Below are 18835 nucleotides of genomic sequence, written 5' to 3' on the forward strand. Positions count from 1 at the left end.
CCCATGGGCGGTAAGTCTGTTTAATAATGTTAAACGGCCATTCCACCATCTACGCAAAGCACCTGTCCGGTGATGTACCCGGCTTCTTCGCTTGCAAAAAAGGCAACGGCCGCGGCAATTTCTTCGGGCTTGCCGGCACGCGACATGGGGATTCCCTGCACCAGCTGCTCCTTTACCGCATCCGGCAGAACGCCGGTCATATCGGTTTCAATCAAACCGGGGGCGACGGCGTTTACCGTCACGCTGCGTCCGGCCAGCTCCTTAGCCAATGATTTCGTCATGCCAATTAGCCCGGCCTTGCTGGCGGAATAGTTGATCTGCCCGGCATTTCCGCGCACGCCCGCGACGCTGCTCATATTGATGATCCGCCCCCAACGCTGCTTCATCATAATACGCGAAGCAAGCTTCATGCACAGGAATGCACCCTTAAGATTGGTGTTGATTACTTCGTCAAAGCTTTCCTCGCTCATGCGCAGGATCAGCCCGTCGCGGGTGATGCCAGCGTTGTTAACGAGAATATCTACGGTTTGAAAGGCTTCCTGTGCTTTGGAAAAGATTTCTTCACATCCTGCAACGCTGGAAACATCTGCCTGTACTAAAATCACCTCTGCGCCGAGTTCGCGGCATTCGGCGGCGGTTTCTTCAGCGGCTTGGCGGTTTCCCGCATAGTTTATCACAAGGTTTTTGCCCTCGGAGGCGAGGCGCTTGCAAACGGCGCGGCCAATTCCGCGGCTGCCCCCGGTGACGACTGCGGTTCTGACAATCTGGCTCATTGTGCGGCTCCTTTCAGTGCGTCAATTGTGGCGCGTAGGCTTTCTGCGTCTTCTACCGAGTACGTTTTCATATTCTTGGTTGTTTTGCGTACAAAACCGGCCAAGACCTTGCCGGGGCCAATTTCAACGGCAGTATCGATTCCGGCCTGCTCCATGTAGCGAATAGAATCCTCAAAGTAGGTGCTGCTCTGCACCTGACGCTCCATCAGGGTGGGAATGCTTTCCCCTGTCTGCAAGGGCTTTGCAGTCACATTAAAGATAATGGGATATTTCATGCCGCCAAAATGGATGTTTTGAAAGTAACCGGCCAGCGCATCCCCGGCGGGGTGCATCAGCGAGCTGTGGAACGGGCCGGGCAGGTGAAGTGGAATGCACCGTCTGGCTCCGGCCGCGAGCGCCAGCTCGCTTGCCTTTTCCACCGCCGCTTTTTCACCGGCAATCACCATCTGACCCGGGCAGTTGTAGTTTGCGATCTCTACTACGCCCAGAGCAGACGCCTCACGGCACACTTTTTGCAGCGCATCGCGTTCCAGATTCATGACTGCAGCCATGCCGCAGGGCAGGTCGCCCACGGCAGTTTCCATCACTTTGCCGCGGAACGCTGTGAGAGCAATTGCGGTGTCGGGGTCAAACACACCGGCTGCCGTGAGAGCGGAGTATTCCCCAAGGCTTAGGCCGGCCGCCATTTCAGGTACAATGCCTTCCTGTTCAAGCAGAGTAGTGATGCCGGAGCAAAAAGCTACCATGCACGGCTGAGTATTGCGTGTTTGGTTTAGTTCTTCCTCCGGGCCGTTCTGTATCAGCTCCTTAATGTTAAAACCGGCGGCGTCAGTATCATAAAAGCGACGGAACGCCGGGAATTGTTCATATAAATCCATTCCCATTCCAACGTGCTGATTCCCTTGACCCGCATATAAAAAAGCCAATTTCATTGGAATTCCCTCCATCCTTGTTTCAGTTCTTCCAGCAGCTTCTGTACCGGCAGGATGCGATCCAGCCGCCAGGCATTGCTGCCGCAGAAGAATAAGCCTTCCTCCCAGTTGCCACGCACGGCCTCCGACAGCGCTTTGGTGATGCAGTACGGCGTTGTGGCGGGGTTGCAAGGGTGCAGGCAGTCAGTACATTTCTCTACCGGAATACGCAGCTCCCTGCGCAGACGCTGAATCAGCGGAGAATTCAGCGCGCGGCCCGGCATGCCCACCGGGCTTTTGATCAGGCAGATATCCTCTTTTGTCGCGTCCACCAATATTTCTTTGTAGCGCTCTGAAGCATCGCATTCCTCAGTGGCAATAAAACGGGTTCCAATCTGCACTCCCGCAGCGCCCAGCTTTAAAAACCGGGTAATGTCCTCTGCGGTATAAACGCCACCGGCTACAAATACCGGGATTTGTTTTTGATATTTTTCCTCATACGGTGCGATTTCCGCGAGAACCTCCGGCAGAATTTGCTCTGGAGTTTGGGCGGTACCGTTTTCCAGTTCTTCCGCGTGGAAGCCAAGGTGCCCTCCAGCCATCGGCCCTTCAATCACAATGAAGTCGGGGCAGACCTTGTGCCGTTTATCCCATAGGCGACAGATGGTGTGTGCGGCCCTTGCGCTGGAAACGATGGGAGCAATCGCCGTTTGGCTGCCTTTGACGTAGGCAGGCAAATCCGAGGGGAGACCCGCACCGGAAATCACCGCGTCTGCACCCGCTTCCACAGCGGCCTGAATGGTTTCTTCATAGTGGGTGGTAGCCACCATAGCGTTGATGGCCACCCATCCGCTGCCCTGCGCAATCTGCTTTGCTTTTTGGATCTGCTCCTTTAAAGCGGTAAGATTGCACTGCAGAGAATTTTTCCAAAAATCCGGCGCCGAGAATCCGGGGTTGGCGGCACTGATGACGCCCATCGCGCCATACTTTGCCACGTGGCCTGCCAAATTACCCAGAGAAACGCCGATCCCCATGCCTCCCTGAATGATGGGCAGCAGCAAAGGCCGTTCCTTGACCAGAACCATATTAGCGCTCCTGTTCCAGCTTTGTAAGGGTATCGAGATACCCCTGGTAAAGCTCTTCAAAGATTTGGCGTAGGGGCTTGATTTCGTGCAGCTGCCCCGCAACCTGGCCGGCCATCAGGGAACCGTTGTCCACATCGCCGTCAAACACGGCACGGCGCAGAGAACCGAGCGTATAGTGCTCCAGCTCCATCTTATCCGCTCCCGCAATCTCCTTTTTCAGGTATTCGCGGGACATTTTATTTTTGAGCAGGCGAACCGGAACGCCTGCCGAACGGCCGGTAACAGTGGTGCCGTTATCCTTGGCCTTGAGAATCGCCGCCTTGTAATTAGGGTGGACGGGGCATTCCTCACTGACAAGCAGGCAGGTGCCAAGCTGTACGCCGATAGCTCCCAGCGCGAATGCGGCCAGAAGCTGACGCCCGCTGGCGATGCCTCCCGCAGCGATCACGGGCAGATTCACGGCATCCGCTACCTGCGGCACCAGCGCCATGGTGGTCAGTTCACCAACGTGACCGCCGCTCTCGGTTCCCTCCGCGATGACGGCATCGGCACCGTAGTCTGCTACCCGCTTGGCCAGAGCCACACCGGGCACGACGGGGATGACCTTGGCACCGGCGTCCTTCCACATGGAAATGTAGGCACTGGGATTGCCCGCGCCGGTTGTAATGACGGGGATTTTTTCTTCCGCCGCCAACTCCGCCATTTCTTTGGCCTGCGGGTGCATCAGCATGATGTTCACCCCAAAGGGCTTATCGGTTTTTCCTTTGCAGATCCGGATATTTTCCCGAAAGGAATCCAGATTCATGCCGCCAGCTCCGATCAAGCCAAGTCCGCCAGCGTTCGAAACCGCAGCGGCAAATTCACCGGTGGCGATGTTGGCCATGCCACCCTGTATAAACGGAAATTCAATTCCGAGCCAGTTGTTGAGTCTCATTTGGGTTCCTCCTTTTACCATTCCAGAACTGCTCCGCCCCAAGTCAGCCCCGCCCCGAACCCGACACAAAGTGTCCGGGTGCCGGGCGAAAGCAGTCCCTGCTCTGCCATTTCATCCAGAGCGATGGGGATACTTGCGGCAGAGGTGTTGCCGTAGTTCTGTACGTTCATATAGAATTTTTCTTCGGGAAGATGTGTTTTTCGGATCACACTGGAAATGATGCGCTGATTTGCCTGATGGCAGACAAAATAATCTATTTGGTCAGCGGAAAGCTGTGCCTTCTGCAAGGTTTCTTCAATACAGTGGGGAACCGTTTCTACCGCAAAGCGGAATACGTCGCTCCCGTTCATGAAAATGCGGTGGCTTTCCGCTCCCGATGCGTTGGTGCAGCCCAGCATCGTGTCATCGCCGCGGCAGCCAAGCACACTGGTAAAGGAGTGATCCTCTGAAAGCTCGATCACCGCTGCGCCCGCGCCGTCGCCAAACAAAACGCAGGTGCTCCGATCATCAAAATCCAGCACTTTGGAAATGACCTCGCTGCCGATCAGCAGCGCGCGGGAGTAGCCGCTTTGCAGCAGGAGTCCCCGAACGACGGTAAGGCCGTACAAAAAGCCGGTGCAGCCCACGCTGATGTCGAAGGAAGGGCAGTCCTCGGGCAAAGAAAGGCGGCATTGCACCTGTGTGGCCACAGAGGGGGACATGTGATCGGGTGTAAAGGTGGCAACCACGCAGGCACCGATTTCCTCCGGCCGAACACCGGCACGCTCCATCGCCTTCATAGCGGCGGCAGTTGCCAGATCCGCATTGCTTTCTCCTTGCACAAAATGCCTTTGACGGATTCCGGTGCGGGTGGAGATCCACTCGTCGTTTGTATCTGTCAGCTTGCTGATGTCGTCATTTGTAACGACTTTTTCCGGAACACAACGCCCGGTTCCTAAAATATGAATTCCGGTCATAGGGCCTCCTTTGCCGTGCCAATTTTTCTAAATTTGTTATATCGTTGATTGGCCAACTGTTCTCCGCTGAGCGGCAGAAGCTCGTTCAGATTTCGCAGCAAAGCCTCGTCCAGAGCAGTGTAAACTGCGTCTGGGGACCGGTGGGCGCCGCCGCGCGGCTCTGGTACGATCTCATCCGCCACGCCGAAGCGCAGCAGATCCTGAGCGGTCAGCTTCATCATGCCGCTGGCCTCGGCACTGCGTGTAGAATCCTTCCACAAAATGGAGGCAAAGCCTTCCGGTGAAAGGACGGAGTATACGGAGTTTTCCAGCATCAGCAGGCGGTTTGCCACGCCGAGCGCCAAAGCGCCGCCGCTGCCGCCTTCTCCCGTGACGACGGCAATCACAGGAACTGAAAGCTGGCTCATTGCGGCCAGATTGCGCGCAATCGCTTCGCTTTGGCCGTTTGTTTCCGCTTCCAAACCCGGAAATGCTCCGGGAGTATCAATAAAGGTAATAATTGGGCGCCCGAATTTCTCCGCCTGCTTCATTAGGCGCAGAGATTTGCGGTATCCCTCGGGGCCGGGCATCCCAAAATTATAGTACAGGTTTTCGTTCAGGTTTTTTCCCTTGCAGTGGCCGATCACCGTTACGGGAATCCCATGATAAAACGCCACGCCACCCAGAATGCTCTTATCGTCTTTGTTCAGGCGGTCACCCCTCAGCTCAAAGAAATCCTGAAACAGCGCCGCAGTGTAATCGCGGATGCCGGGACGCTTTGGCCGTCGTGCCAGATAAACCTTGTCGGCCGGGGCAAGCGCAGGGTAGGCTCCGAGCAGCTTTTTGCGTTCGCCCTCCAGCTGCCAAATGCGCAGCTGGGGAATTTTAGATTTCTCCCGTAGGGAAGAAAGCTCCTGATCCAGCTGATCCAGCTGAAGCTCTATCTCTTTGATCATGCGGGCATCCCTCCTTTTTGATGAATCCGCAGGAGAAAGCCCAGGGTAGACTTCATTTCTCCGCGAGGCACAATGCGGTCTACAAAACCGTGCTCCTCCTGAAATTCTGCGCGCTGAAAGCCCTCCGGCAGCTTCTGGCGGATGGTTTGCTCAATTACGCGGGGGCCGGCAAACCCGATCAGAGCGCCGGGCTCCGCGAGGGTGATGTCACCGAGGCCCGCGAAGCTTGCGCTGACTCCTCCGGTTGTCGGGTGTGTCAAGTATGAAATGTACAGGCCCCCTTCCTTTGCAAAGCGGGCCAGAGCCGCGCTGGTTTTTGCCATCTGCATCAAAGAAAGAATGCCTTCCTGCATTCTCGCTCCGCCACTGGCACTGAAGATAATCAGGGGAAGCTGCTCCTCGCGGGCATATTCCACGGCGCTAGTGACGATTTCGCCCACCTGAACACCCATGCTGCCCATAAAAAAGCGGCTGTCCAGCACCGCCACAACAGCGGGCTGGCGGTCAATTTCCAGTGACGCAAACATGGCTGCCTCAGGCAGCCCCGTTTTTTGCCGGTTTTCTTCCAGCTTCTCCGGGTACCCGGGGAAATCCAGAGGGTTTTCCGGGCAGACGGGCAGATCGAGAATCTGTAGGCTTCCCGGGTCTGCAAGCAGGCTTAGGCGTTCCTGTGCGGAGATTGGAAGATGATGCCCGCACTGAGGGCAGACCATCTGCCGTTCTGCTAAATGCGCCCGCGAGATTTCTTTTTTGCAGCCGGTGCAGGTCGTAAAGCCAGAAACTTCTTTTTCACTCGATTCCTTCCGGCCCTTTTGGGTAGGCAGGCGAAGCATCGAGAATAAGGTCATTTTCGAATGAGGGGAATGGTGACTCATGGCTTATTCCTTTCTTTCGGTCATAAAAACAAAATTATCTGTTGCTTAGTTTGTGTAGTTTTTCATAAATGTAACAATATCGCTTACAGTATGAAAGCCGACGAGTTCATCGTCTGATATGGTGACGGAAAAGGTATCTTCCAATTCCATCCCCAGCTCCGCAAGATCGAACGAATCCAGGCCCAGGTCATCCTTCAGGCTGGCCTGCATGGTTACAACGCTTTCACTGAGGGTGGTTCTGCTCACGATTAAATCCCTGATTTTTTCAAAAATCATGATTGTAACCTCTTCTCTGAAAACTGCAGAATAGTTAAAAATATTTAATTAAAAAATTTTAATGTTATGGTATTCCAATTGCCGTAAAAAGTCAAGAAAAATTTCTGTAAAAGAGCTAGACACCCCCGAAAAAAGCATGCTCTGCTTGACTTTTCACATAGCATCCAGTAAAATCAGGAACAAGGTGATCCATACCATGTGCCGGTGTTCAGTGTTGCTTTGCCTGTTCGTAAAAGCGCTGAAAAAATGGTTGGATGTGCAAATGAATTGGATTGGCCTGTTCATCCTACTGGCCTGTCTGTTTTGCAGTATTGGAAGAAATCTTGGGGGAACGGAAGGGTGCAGATGCAAAGAGTACGAATTGGCTGCCATGACAATACGCTTGCGGTAATTCATGCACGGTGGATTATTCAGGAAATAAAGAGAGTGGATTCCTCATGCCAGCCAGACATGATACCGATTGCTGCGGCAGAGGAACAGGTGCTGGAACTGCCGGAAGAAACAGCCTGCGGCGAGGAAGCACAGGCTGGAGAACTGGAGCGGGCGCTGCTGGAGAGCAGAATCGATTTGGCAATCTATGATCTGAAGGAGCTTCCGCAGCAGCTCATGCCTGGGCTTTCAGTTGCAGCGTATTCCGCGCGGTCGGATGTAAGGAATACGCTGGTTCTGCCCAAAGGGATGGAAGCCCCAGATATGGGAAGGCCGATCGGTGTATCGGGAGCTCATTGCCGTATGCAGGCCGGGGTATTGTATCCCCGTTTTGATATCGCTCCAATCCGAGGGGATGTTCCAAGCAGGCTTAAGCGTCTGGATTGTGGAGATTATTCTGCGCTGATTCTGCCCTGTGATACGCTTTCCCGTTTGGGAATCCGCAATCGCAGCAGTCGGATTTTTACGCAACAGGAAATTGTTCCGGCGGCGGGGCAGGGAATTCTTGCAATTGTGTCCAGAGAGGGTGAGGTTCACTGCTACCTTTCGGCGGTAGATGATTTTCTCAGCCGGTGCTGTGCAAAGGCGGAGCGTACATTTATTAGTCTGTTTCCGGATACCTGTCATAACTCAACCGCCGCGTTTGCGCAAGTGCAAGACGAAGAAATTCAGATGATCGGCTTTTACAGCGACGGGGAGCGCAGCTGCAAGCGGCAGCTGACCGGCCCACTGGGAGAGGCGAGAAAGCTAGGGGAACGCCTGGCGGAAGAAGTAAAACAATGGTATCAAAATGGGTAATATGCAAATGGCCATTATCTGTTTCACATCTGCTTTAATTAGATAGGCAAAAATTTTGAAATTGGCAGTGAAATCTTGCTGCAGGGCAGGGACTGACCGAAGGGAGAAGCAATTTTATGACACGTTCTGAGCAGTTGTTTGAGGAAGCAGCCCGGTACATTCCCGGCGGGGTAAACAGCCCGCTGCGCTCGTTTGTGGAAATGGGGCAAACGCCGCGGTTTATCCGTCGTGCGGATGAATCTCGCGTTTATGATGTGGATGGTCATGTCTATATTGATTTTGTGTGTTCCGGGGGTGCCGCGCTGTTGGGGCACAATCCTCCTTTAGTGAGAAAGGCTGTGCTGGAGGCGGTACAGAATGGCCTGAATTATGAGGCCTGTGCCGAAGCGGAGCTGAAGCTTGCAAAGCTGATGGTTCAGCTTGTTCCGTCTGTTCAAATGGTACGAATGGTCAGCTCTGTGACCGAAGCAGTTTTAAGTGCGGCTTGCGTGGCTCGCAGCGTAACAGGAAGAAAGCACCTGATTAAATTCGCCGGGTGCTGCCATGGCTGCTTTGAAGCTGTGGAGAGCAGGGAGAGCTCCTCTGAGGTTTCTTTTCTCTGCGGCTGTGATCAGTGGGCGCTTCTGGCACAATATAATGATTTAAGCAGTGTGGAACTTTTATTTGAAAAGAACAAGGGTCAGGTCGCGGCGGTGATGGTAGAGCCGCTTGCGGCACACATGGGAATCGTTGAGCCCGAACCAGGATTTTTACAGGGGCTGCGGGAGCTCTGCAATCAAAACGGAGCCATTCTGATTTTTGACGAAACGGTCACCGGGTTTCGGCTGGCTCTTGGTGGCGCTCAGGAATACTATGGAGTAAAGCCGGACATGACTGTTTTTGGGGAGATCATCGGAGCAGGACTGCCGGTGGGCGCATATGGTGGAAGCAGGGCGATCATGGAGCAGCTGGCCCCCGTGGGGCCTGTGTACCAGACGGATGCCTGTAATGGAAACCCGGTGGCAATGGCGGCAGGGTTTGCTCAGCTGAGTGCGGTATTGGCCCAGCCTCTTTTATATGAAAATCTGGCTAGAGAAGGGGAGAAGCTGAGGGCGGGTCTGCGAGAGCTGTTCCCACAGTATACAGTCAGCGGTGTTGGCTCTATGAACAGCCTGCTCTTTACGGCTGGCCCTGTCAAAAATGCCAGCGATGCCAGAAATAGTGACAAAGGACAGTTTGTCCGCTACTTTTCTCATATGCTGGAAAACGGTATTTTTATTATGCCATCTCAGTTCAAGCCTATCTTTGTATCCGGTGCTCATACGGAGCGCGATGTAGACCTGTTTTTGGAGGCCTCGGCGGAGTTTTTAGCGTAAACGGAAAAAAGTATATTAAAAATAATAATTATTATCATAAATCTATTGAAATTCAAATTTTCTTCCTGTATAATAGGTGTTAGTAAAGGATAACCGCTAAAACGGTTTCAAAATTCATACTACGTATCGGAGGTAAATTTGATATGACAAACTTAATTGGACGTGAACTACCGGACTTTAAACTGCAGGCGTACCATCAGGGCGAGCTGAAAGAAATTACCCGTGAGCAACTGGAGGGTCAGTGGAGTATCCTTTTCTTCTACCCGGCTGATTTTTCATTTGTTTGCCCCACAGAGCTCGGCGATCTGGCAGATCATTATAAAGATTTTCAGAAAATTGACGTAGAGGTGTATTCTGTATCGACCGACAGCCAATTTGTTCATAAGGCTTGGGCAGATGCCTCTGAGACCATTCAGAAAATTCAATATCCGATGCTGGCCGACCGGGCCGGGGCGCTCTCCAAAGAGCTTGGCATCTATGTAGAATCTGGCGGTTTGGCGCTGCGCGGTACCTTTATTGTAAACCCGCAGGGCAAGATCGTAGCCTATGAGGTGAATGATCTTGGGATAGGGCGAAACGCAGAAGAGCTTCTACGCAAGGTGCAGGCAGCCCAGTTTGTCGACAAGCACGGCGACCAGGTTTGCCCGGCCAAGTGGAAGCCCGGTGAGAAAACACTTTCGCCCAGCCTGAATCTGGTTGGTAAGCTGTAATCACAAATAACGATCAGGCCGCTGCCGGAATGGCGGCGGCCCTTTTTTAAAGGGGGAGAGTTTCTATATGAATCCGATTTACGATTTGATTATTATCGGAGCCGGCAGTGCGGGGCTGGCTGCCGGTGTTTATGCGGGACGTGCAAAGCTCAAGACGCTGATTTTGGAAAAAAGTAATCCGGGAGGCCAGGTGGGTAATACAGCGGAGGTTGTGAACTATCCTGGCATCCGCAGAACCGGCGGTCCGGAACTCGTGGAAGAAATGAAAAATCACGTTCGGGATTTTGGAGTTAAAATTGAAACGGCCGAAATCGAACGTGTCGAATTATCCGGAGAGATTAAAAAGCTCTATTCGCCCTCCGGAACCTACCAAAGCCGCGCGGTGATCATTGCGACCGGAGCGTCCCCGCGCCATGGCGGATTTCAAGGGGAAGAGCTTTATAGTGGGCACGGAGTTGCGTACTGCGCAACCTGCGACGGCGAATTTTTCAGCGGACTCGATATTTTTGTGATCGGTGGTGGATTTGCCGCGGCCGAAGAGGCGATTTATCTGACCCGCTTTGCCAAATCGGTTACGATTATTGTTCGCGGTAAAGAGTTCAGCTGTGCCAGAACGGTGGCGGAGAAAGCAATTGCACACCCAAAGATTACTGTAAAGTATAATACCTTGCTGGAAAGGGTGGAAGGAGATACCTTGCTGCGCAAGGCGTACTTTAAGGATAAGCTTACGGGAGAAACCAACGTGTACGATGCTGGGGAAAAGGGAACCTTCGGTGTGTTCGTTTTTGTAGGGTATGACCCCGCCACCGAGCTGTTCCGCGGACAGGTGGATATGGACGAGCTTGGCTACATTTTGACCGACGACGCCATGCACACCAGTTTGCCTGGCGTTTTTGCCGCCGGTGACCTGCGCCCGAAGCTGCTTCGCCAGATTGTTACCGCAGTGGCTGACGGTGCAGTGGCGGCCACCTCGGCTGAAAAGTATATTACCAAGGAAAAGGAACGCTTAGGTCTTCCGATGTTTGAGGATCATGCGGCAACGGCTGAGCCTGAGCCGGAACCGGAACAAAAGAAAGAGAAGGGGGAGAATCGTGCCTCTGCTTCGGATGGAACCTATTTGAGTGGTGAGCTGAAAGAACAGCTTACACAGGTATTCCAGCGTCTGAAAAAAGAGATGACGATTGTCACTGTAGTTGATTCCTCGAATCAGAAATCCTTGGAGCTGGAGGGCTTCCTTCGTGAAATTGAATCACTTAGCTCGTTGATTCACCTGCGTGTGCTGGCTAGGGGAGAAGATCCGGAGCTGGAGCAAGCACTTGGAATCGAGCGCTATCCCGTTGCCGCTTTTCTGGATGAGAACAGCAGCTTCAGCGGGGTGAAATTCAGTGGGGTTCCCGGCGGGCACGAAATCAATTCGTTTGTGCTGGGCATTCTCCATTTGGCCGCAGAGGATAAGCTGACTCCGGAGCAGTTGGAGAAAATCCGTCAGCTTCCTCCCAATACAACGCTAAAGATTGGTGTAACGCTTGCCTGCCCCTATTGCCCCGACGTTGTCGCGGCGGCTCAGTCGATTGCGATTGCCAGCGGCGGAAACGTTACGGCGGAGATGATGGATATTGCCCTGTTCCCGGAGATTCGGGAGCAATATCAGATCATGAGCGTTCCCGCTCTGATCGTCAACAGCAATGTGCAACCTACCTTTGGGGCGCAGTCGTTTGATCAGGTTCTCCAGAAGGCAATTGAGGGCTAATTTAACTAATCGGTTTGTTTGAAGGACTCCTGGCTAAACTGGCCGGGAGTCCTCTTTGTTTATATTCTTTTAAATTTATAAATTTTAGTGCAGATGAATTGTAAACTTAACTTTAATATTAAAGTTGACAATTTGAAGCGGGCCTGATACAATAAGGCAAACATGATTTTTAGCGGGTTGGCTAAAAATCAACCAACAGCAAAGACTGGGAGGTAGTCACGAAAATGGGTATTGTGCAGATTTGGAAAAACAAGATTCTGTCCGGCGAAGAAATTGATTGCGCCGGAGCAGAAGCATTATTGGAGGCTCCGCTCGAAGAATTATGTGAAGCCGCAAACGAAATCCGTGAAAAGCTGAACGGCAACACTTTGGATACCTGCTCGATTTTAAACGGAAAGAGCGGCTTATGTACCGAAAACTGTAAGTATTGCGCACAGGCCCGCGGCCATAACACCGGGGTGGAGGAATATCCTCTCCTCACGGTAGCCCGCATTGTGGAAGAAGGTCTGCAAACTGCCGATGCGGGAGTGGATCGTTTTTCGGTCGTTACCTCCGGCGTTCGAGTGTCTGATTCTGAGGTTGACGCTTTGTGCCGTGCCTATGCAAAAATTCATGAGCAATCGGATATTCAGCTGTGCGCTTCTCATGGCTTGATCAACTACGAACAGTTTCTGCGCCTGAAGGATGCCGGTATTACCCGCATTCACAATAACCTTGAAACCTCCCGGCGGTTTTTCCCTCAGGTTTGTACCACCCATACGTATGACGATAAGATCAACACCATCCGGGCGGCGCAAAAGGCGGGGCTTGAAATTTGCAGCGGCGGTATTATCGGAATGGGCGAAGAAATGAGCGATCGTTTGGATATGGCTTTTGAGCTGCGCGGCCTAGGGGTTGAGTCAATCCCCGTCAACGTGCTGATGGCGATTCCGGGAACTCCTCTGCAGGATTGCCCACAGCTGCCGGAGCCTGAAATCCTGCGCACGATCGCACTGTTCCGGTTTATTAATCCTAAGGCCAATATCCGTCTGGCGGGCGGGCGAAATGCTATGACAGACTGCGGCCGATTGGCTCTGCACGCCGGGGCTAACGCTTCCATTACCGGGAATATGCTCACCACCTCCGGCAATACGGTGGAAGAGGATTTCGAGATGTTCACCAAGGCCGGTTTTCAGCTGCGCCGTCAAGTTCGAGTTTAACCGGTATTGTTTTTACCTTGCAAATAAGATCTCCTATCATAACATAAAAGAGTACCGGGGATGGTTTCGGCCATCCCCGGTACTCTTTTATTCCTGTCAATATTTTATCTCATTGATTCGTTCGTTTCGTTGTGCGGCAGTGATTCCGATGGCTCCGCGGCGGTGACCTGCTTTTTCTTCCGGTTCAGGAACAGCTCTGTTCCGAAGCTGAAAACGGGGAGCAGAAACAGGTAAAACGCGAACCAAATGCTCATGGTCGGTGCGCCGACCGTCGTCAGGGGCATGCCACCCGCGATGCTCCAGGGAATCAACGGTGCAATAACAATAACGGTATCTTCCAGCACAATTGCCAGCTTTTTTCGATCCGGCAAAATCGAATCGCACATCTGAAAGGTCAACATAGTGGCCAGTGTTTGGTTGCAGCTGATGGCACTCATCACAACAGAGGTAAACAACACTGAACCGAAGGGGGTGATTTTTGCGGCAGAGGATTCCACCAGCCTGCGAACCTCCGTCAATAGCTCTGTCTGCTTAAATATGCCAAAATAAGAGGTGGAAATCAGGATAATCCCGGCCACTCTGGCCATGGAAAGAATCCCTCCGCCGTTCAGCAGTACCGCAAGCTTGGCATCCGGGGACTGATAGCCCAGAAACAGGCTGGGGAGCAACTGTAACAGCGAGATCTTTTGTACGGTAAGGCATATTACACAGGCGACGAGAATGCTCAACAGCATCGCGCGCTTCACCGGAACACGAAACAGCGACAGAACAACAATGAGCAGCGCGGGCAGCACTACGATAAAAGAGAGATTAAAATGCTCGTGGAACAGCTCCAGAGAGGCTGCGCCGCCGGTTGCGGAGGTGGACCCCCGTGCTGCCAGATACAATAGGCAGGAGAGAGCAAAGGGTATGGCCGCTGTTTTGAGCATTCGCCGTATATTGTCATAAATGTCGGTACCCGTTAGCTCGCTGACCAGCAGCGCACTGGAGGACATTGGTGAGCAGCGGTCGCCAAAATACGAGCCTGCCAGTATCGCGCCGCCTGAAAGAACCGGGTCAATCCCCAGAGAACGCGAGATCATCATGCACACAACGCCCATGGTGGCGGCTGTTCCAAACGAGGTTCCCATCAGAAAGGACATCATGCAGCACAAAAGAAAGGTGTACAGCACGAAGAAGCTGGGATTCAGTACCCGCACGGCATGGTAAATCAGAAACGGAATGGTTCCTGATGACCGCCAGACGGAGGTCAGAACGCCAATTAACAGAAAGATGATTAGAATGTTTTTTGCGCCTCGAATACCGTCCAGCATCATGGAACCCATTTGCCAAAGCGTGTGCTTTTTCAAAAGGCCGTAAACAACAAAGCAGGCCAGACCAAACGCCAATGCGTATAGAATTTGAAATCCACTCAAAATACAAGCAACAAGCCCCAATAAAAACAAAGAAAGCGTAATTCGCTCCGCCACAGCCAAATTCCCCCAACATTTTCAATTATATTTATTATAGCACAAATTTAGGCAAGGAGCGCAGGTGCTTACACTTGATTTCCAATAAGTAAAACAGTATCATATAATTAATTTAATTTGTAATTACTTATTAATAAAATCACTCTTGTAAAGAAAACAAAAGGAGAACGATCCGTATGACTTTGCGGCATTATAGAATTTTTCTGGCAGTGTGTGAGAGCATGAATATGACGGCAGCGGCGGAAAATCTGTTTCTCTCTCAATCGGCTGTGAGCCAGGCCATTGCAGAAATGGAAAAGCACTATGGTGTCCGCCTATTCGAGCGGATGTCCCGCAGGCTGTACCTGACCACCGCCGGGAAAAAGCTGATGCGCTATGCGAATCAGATTGTCCGGACGGATTTGGAGGCAGAGGATAATATGAAGGCCCTGCAAAAAGATGGCTCGATTCGGGTGGGGGCCAGCGTAACCATCGGGGCCTATGTGCTCCCAAAGCTGGTGTCGCGCTTTCAGCAAAACCGGCCCGGTACAGAGGTGTTCGTAGTGGAGGACAACACCGCGAATATTGAAGCGATGCTGCTAGGGGGGCAGCTCGATCTGGCGCTGGTGGAGGGGGATACGGTTTCCCCCGATCTGGTGACAATTCCCTTTCTCAGCGACGAGCTGGTGCTGATCTGCGGGCCGATGCACCGTTTGGCCGGTCGCAGGCAAATAGACCCTGAGGAGCTGGAGCAGGAAAACTTTATCATCCGTGAAAAGGGCAGCGGAACCCGTAAAACCTTTGAGGACGAGATGGCGGCCAAATCACTCACCTGGCGGGAGGGCTGGATCTGTAACAATGCGGATACGATCAAGCTAGCCGTGCAGGAGGGGTTGGGTGTTTCCGTCATTTCACATCTCGCGGTAAAAGAAGAATGCGAGGCAGGAAAGCTGTGCAGGATCGATGTCAATCATATGCAGTTTCGCAGATGGTTTAAGGCAATTTATCATAAAGGAAAATATCAGACAGATGCCATGATGGAGATGATTGAAATATGCCGGGCGGAGAGAAATTGACTGATCTTTGGTCGCGAAAAAATACACAAAAGGGATAGACATTCTAAATATGCTGCGTTAAACTGATTGAGGCAGACTTTTTCTAATTACGCAGAGCTAGCTGGTTTGCTGTTCCGCTCAAAGCGATATCGAATATTCGGAAATACTGTGGGGCGCTTCTGCTTGGCAGTAAACATAAAACAGGGGTTGGGAGAGGCTACATATGAAAAAGGGATATTTGTACATTCTGATTACTACTATCTTTTTCAGCACGATGGAGATCATGCTGAAAATTACGGCAGGCGGGTTCCATCCGCTGCAAATTACAGTGCTGCGTTTTTCCATCGGCGCACTGGTGCTGCTGCCCTTTGCACTTCGGCATTTAAAGAGGAAGAATTGCCGGTTGAATTCCGGGGATTTGCTGTATTTGGCTTTTACGGGCTTTTGCTGCGTCGTCATCAGTATGGTTCTGTATCAGATGGCGGTTATCTATTCGGACGCGTCGATCGTTGCAATTCTGTTCAGCTGCAATCCTGTGTTTGTTATGATATTGGCCGCGCTGATTCTGAAAGAAAAAGTTTATAAATATTCGATTGTCTCCATACTTGTCAGCCTTACCGGCATGATGGTGACAATCGATCCCTTTCACGCCAAGGGTTCCGCAACAGGAACCATCCTTTCTGTTCTGGCGGCGATTACCTTTGCGCTGTACAGTGTGATGGGCAAAAAGCACGGCGCCCGTTATGGCAGCGTCGTAACCACTTGCTTCAGCTTTATTTTTGGTGCTGTTGAGCTGTTCATTCTTGTTTTGCTGACAAAAACAGCATGGTTTGGGGGCTTTTTAACCAATGTCGGGTTAGGCGTGTTCTCCAACACTCCTATTTTTGCCGGGATTACTCCAGATCTGCTGCCCAACCTTTTGTATATTGGTGTTGGCGTTACCGGCCTGGGTTTTGCATTTTACTTTATGGCGATGGAAGAAACCTCGGCTATCACCGCTTCGCTTGTCTTTTTCATCAAACCGGCTCTCGCGCCGGTTCTGGCATTCCTGATTCTTCAGGAGCCTCTTACCTCTACAAAGATTGCCGGCATTGTGCTGATTTTGATCGGCTCGATGATCACATTCATTCCCGGCTGGAAACGTCAGAAGGCGGCCGCTGGGCTGGCGGCTGTCTCAAAAGACACCGTAACGGAAGAAATCGTTTCGGAAGAAGCCGCCGAAGAAGTGATCTCGAAATCAATTTAAATCATCAGGCTTTTCAATCCTCTGCCGTTTACGGTAGAGGATTTTTTACAATTCTTGAAGGATATGCAAGGTTTGTCGAATGATTTCAGCGGCTTTTTCTTTGGAATCACATTGAAGAAGTTCGCACAAAATGCTATAATAATGTACACTGCTTTTTGCCTTGAGGTCTTCCTGAATTGTTTTAGTTTTTTGCGCCGATTTTTAGTGTGTGGATTCCCGGTAGCTCTGAGAAAAGGGAAAAACGCTCCATCCTGTGAATGAGAAGCCGCTCCTTACGGCACACTAGTACGCAGGAGGTGGCTGAAATAATGGGTAAACACCGCAATCAGCAGATCGAAAATCCATCCCCGCAAGAGGATGACAGAGAAGAACTGGTACCCGCGCAGGTTGGCAGTGAAAAACAAACGGATCAAATTACGGAGAACGGTTCCGTTTTGGCAGGAGACCCCGATCACATGATTCACTGCCTGACTATTATTGGTCAGGTGGAGGGTCATTATATTTTGCCGTCGCAGAATAAGACTACAAAATATGAGCATGTGATCCCGCAGCTGGTAGCCATTGAAGAGGAGCCGAAGGTCCACGGGCTTCTGATTATTCTAAATACAGTGGGCGGCGATGTGGAAGCTGGTCTGGCCATCGCAGAGCTGATGGCCGGAATGAAAAAGCCGACGGTTTCGCTTGTTTTGGGCGGCGGACATTCCATCGGTGTGCCGCTGGCGGTTGCCGCAAAGCATTCTTTTATCGCGCAGTCCGCGTCGATGACGATTCATCCGGTTCGCATGAGCGGTCTGGTGCTGGGTGTCCCCCAAACACTGGAGTATTTTCAGCGGATGCAGGAGAGGATCACGCGGTTTGTCACGCAGAATTCCAAAATGTCGCCGGAGCGCTTCTATGAGCTTTCGATGAATACGCAGGAGCTTGTGATGGATGTGGGGACGGTGCTTACCGGATCCGACGCTGTGGAGGAAGGATTAATCGACTCTGTGGGCACGCTTTCAGACGCGATCGATTGCCTGCGGAATATGATTGATGAAAATCGCGCTAAGGAAAAAAAGACGAAACCACGTTCCAACAGAAAAAATACAAAAACGGTACGGGACACGAAAGAATAAGTCCTAGCCGAAAAACGGCCGGCTCCGCTTTGCGGCTGCCGCCGAATTACATATTACGGAGGTTCACATTGAGTATTCTGCAAGCAATTATTCAGGGAATCGTTCAGGGTGCCACAGAATTTCTGCCGGTTTCCAGCAGTGGGCATCTTTCACTGGCACAGCACTTTATGGGTGTGAAGGTTGACAGCCTTTTATTTGATGTGATGCTTCACATTGGTACGTTGCTGGCCGTTCTGATCGTTTACCGCGATTTGATTTTGCGCCTGATTGTGGCTCTGATTCGTCTGGTGCGGGATATTTTCACCGGAAAATTCCACTGGTCGCGCATGAGCGCTGACCGTCGGCTGCTGGTGATGCTGGTGATTGGTCTGCTGCCGTTGTTTCTCCTATTCCTGCCTGTTCCGGGTACGGGGCATCGAATCAAGGATTATGCCGACCTGTGGGCTACGGATCGGGATATCGTAGTGGAAGGCTGCGCGCTGGTCGTGACTTCCATTTTGCTGACGCTGGGCATTTTTGCGACAAAGCGTCAGCGGGGCCGGGGCAGAGCGGGGGCTATATCCGGAAGAAGGAGCTTTGATGTGCCGGATGCGATAGCGGTTGGTTTTGCACAGTGTGTAGCGGCGGTATTCCCCGGGTTATCCCGTTCCGGTTCCACGCTTTCTGCCGGATTAATGCGCGGAATCAGCCGCCAAACGGCTCTGGATTATTCCTTTGTCATTGGGATTCCGGCTATTATGGCAGCGGCTGCTCTGGAGCTAAAGGACGCACTGAGCGAGCCGATGACCGTTGGAATTGCGCCAATTCTAGCGGGAGTTATCGCAGCCGCGATCGTTGGCTTTTTGGCGATTAAGCTGCTGCGCTGGATGGTAGCCTCCGATAAGCTGGCTGTTTTTGTATGGTATACGTTGATTTTGGGTATTGTGACCATCGCGATCGGTGTATTTGAACACCAGACCGGGCAGACGGTTACCTTCTTTTAAAT

At 52.0% G+C, this 18835-nt stretch carries 18 protein-coding genes; 9 read left to right on the plus strand and 9 right to left on the minus strand.

Annotated elements, in window-relative coordinates; translation table 11 throughout:
- Positions 1–29: 29 nt before the first annotated feature.
- The 8 genes from fabG to QOS46_RS03670 all read right to left on the minus strand — a co-directional run bounded on the left by fabG (position 30) and on the right by QOS46_RS03670 (position 6745).
- Positions 30–773: a 3-oxoacyl-[acyl-carrier-protein] reductase gene (gene fabG / locus QOS46_RS03635; RefSeq protein WP_283607369.1), complete on the minus strand. Its 744-nt coding sequence runs from the start codon at positions 771–773 to the stop codon at positions 30–32.
- Positions 770–1705 (minus strand): ACP S-malonyltransferase, encoded by a 936-nt coding sequence (gene fabD / locus QOS46_RS03640; RefSeq protein ID WP_283607370.1) that lies wholly within the window; start codon positions 1703–1705, stop codon positions 770–772. Before fabD ends, fabG begins: the two co-directional genes overlap by 4 nt.
- Positions 1702–2769, minus strand: coding sequence for an NAD(P)H-dependent flavin oxidoreductase (locus tag QOS46_RS03645; protein WP_283607371.1), 1068 nt, complete (start codon positions 2767–2769; stop codon positions 1702–1704). Before QOS46_RS03645 ends, fabD begins: the two co-directional genes overlap by 4 nt.
- Before the next feature lies 1 nt (position 2770).
- Positions 2771–3703: a nitronate monooxygenase gene (locus QOS46_RS03650; RefSeq protein WP_283607372.1), complete on the minus strand. Its 933-nt coding sequence runs from the start codon at positions 3701–3703 to the stop codon at positions 2771–2773.
- 14 nt (positions 3704–3717) lie between these two features.
- Positions 3718–4659, minus strand: coding sequence for a beta-ketoacyl-ACP synthase III (locus QOS46_RS03655; RefSeq protein ID WP_283607373.1), 942 nt, complete (start codon positions 4657–4659; stop codon positions 3718–3720).
- Entirely contained in the window at positions 4656–5594 is a 939-nt protein-coding gene (locus QOS46_RS03660; protein ID WP_283607374.1) for an acetyl-CoA carboxylase carboxyltransferase subunit alpha, read from the minus strand. Before QOS46_RS03660 ends, QOS46_RS03655 begins: the two co-directional genes overlap by 4 nt.
- Entirely contained in the window at positions 5591–6427 is an 837-nt protein-coding gene (gene accD, locus QOS46_RS03665; protein WP_408611471.1) for an acetyl-CoA carboxylase, carboxyltransferase subunit beta, read from the minus strand. Before accD ends, QOS46_RS03660 begins: the two co-directional genes overlap by 4 nt.
- 87 nt (positions 6428–6514) lie before the next feature.
- Positions 6515–6745, minus strand: a complete 231-nt coding sequence (locus tag QOS46_RS03670; protein WP_283607376.1) for an acyl carrier protein — start codon at positions 6743–6745, stop codon at positions 6515–6517.
- Positions 6746–7090: 345 nt separating this feature from the next.
- On the opposite strand from QOS46_RS03670, the gene QOS46_RS03675 reads away from it, so the two are divergent.
- The 5 genes from QOS46_RS03675 to bioB all read left to right on the plus strand — a co-directional run bounded on the left by QOS46_RS03675 (position 7091) and on the right by bioB (position 12986).
- Positions 7091–7972 carry a type 2 periplasmic-binding domain-containing protein gene (locus QOS46_RS03675; RefSeq protein ID WP_283607377.1) on the plus strand — a complete coding sequence of 294 codons (882 nt, stop codon included), beginning with the start codon at positions 7091–7093 and terminating at the stop codon, positions 7970–7972.
- 116 nt (positions 7973–8088) lie between these two features.
- On the plus strand, positions 8089–9327 hold the full coding sequence (locus QOS46_RS03680; RefSeq protein ID WP_283607378.1) for a glutamate-1-semialdehyde 2,1-aminomutase: 1239 nt from the start codon (positions 8089–8091) through the stop codon (positions 9325–9327).
- Between the two features lie 143 nt (positions 9328–9470).
- Positions 9471–10037, plus strand: a complete 567-nt coding sequence (ahpC, locus tag QOS46_RS03685; RefSeq protein ID WP_283607379.1) for an alkyl hydroperoxide reductase subunit C — start codon at positions 9471–9473, stop codon at positions 10035–10037.
- Positions 10038–10104: 67 nt separating this feature from the next.
- The gene (locus tag QOS46_RS03690) at positions 10105–11787 is read left to right on the plus strand and encodes an FAD-dependent oxidoreductase (protein WP_283607380.1); all 1683 of its coding nucleotides are present in this window, start codon (positions 10105–10107) and stop codon (positions 11785–11787) included.
- A gap of 224 nt (positions 11788–12011) precedes the next feature.
- Positions 12012–12986 carry a biotin synthase BioB gene (gene bioB / locus QOS46_RS03695; protein WP_283607381.1) on the plus strand — a complete coding sequence of 325 codons (975 nt, stop codon included), beginning with the start codon at positions 12012–12014 and terminating at the stop codon, positions 12984–12986.
- Between the two features lie 104 nt (positions 12987–13090).
- On the opposite strand, the gene QOS46_RS03700 is transcribed toward bioB, so the two are convergent.
- Positions 13091–14455: a Na+/H+ antiporter NhaC family protein gene (locus QOS46_RS03700; RefSeq protein WP_283607382.1), complete on the minus strand. Its 1365-nt coding sequence runs from the start codon at positions 14453–14455 to the stop codon at positions 13091–13093.
- Between the two features lie 176 nt (positions 14456–14631).
- Here QOS46_RS03700 and QOS46_RS03705 point away from each other — a divergent pair, with 176 nt between their 5' ends.
- The 4 genes from QOS46_RS03705 to QOS46_RS03720 all read left to right on the plus strand — a co-directional run bounded on the left by QOS46_RS03705 (position 14632) and on the right by QOS46_RS03720 (position 18833).
- The gene (locus QOS46_RS03705) at positions 14632–15510 is read left to right on the plus strand and encodes a LysR family transcriptional regulator (RefSeq protein WP_283607383.1); all 879 of its coding nucleotides are present in this window, start codon (positions 14632–14634) and stop codon (positions 15508–15510) included.
- A gap of 202 nt (positions 15511–15712) precedes the next feature.
- Complete coding sequence (locus QOS46_RS03710) at positions 15713–16735, plus strand: DMT family transporter (RefSeq protein ID WP_283607384.1); 1023 nt, start codon at positions 15713–15715, stop codon at positions 16733–16735.
- A 308-nt stretch (positions 16736–17043) separates the two neighbouring features.
- Positions 17044–17850, plus strand: coding sequence for a ClpP family protease (locus QOS46_RS03715; protein ID WP_283607385.1), 807 nt, complete (start codon positions 17044–17046; stop codon positions 17848–17850).
- Positions 17851–17918: 68 nt separating this feature from the next.
- Positions 17919–18833, plus strand: a complete 915-nt coding sequence (locus QOS46_RS03720) for an undecaprenyl-diphosphate phosphatase (protein WP_283607386.1) — start codon at positions 17919–17921, stop codon at positions 18831–18833.
- The last annotated feature ends 2 nt before the right edge of the window (positions 18834–18835 follow it).

Origin of the sequence: Faecalispora anaeroviscerum (assembly GCF_947568225.1) — a bacterium.
Taxonomy (GTDB): Bacteria; Bacillota; Clostridia; order Oscillospirales; family Acutalibacteraceae; genus Faecalispora; species Faecalispora anaeroviscerum.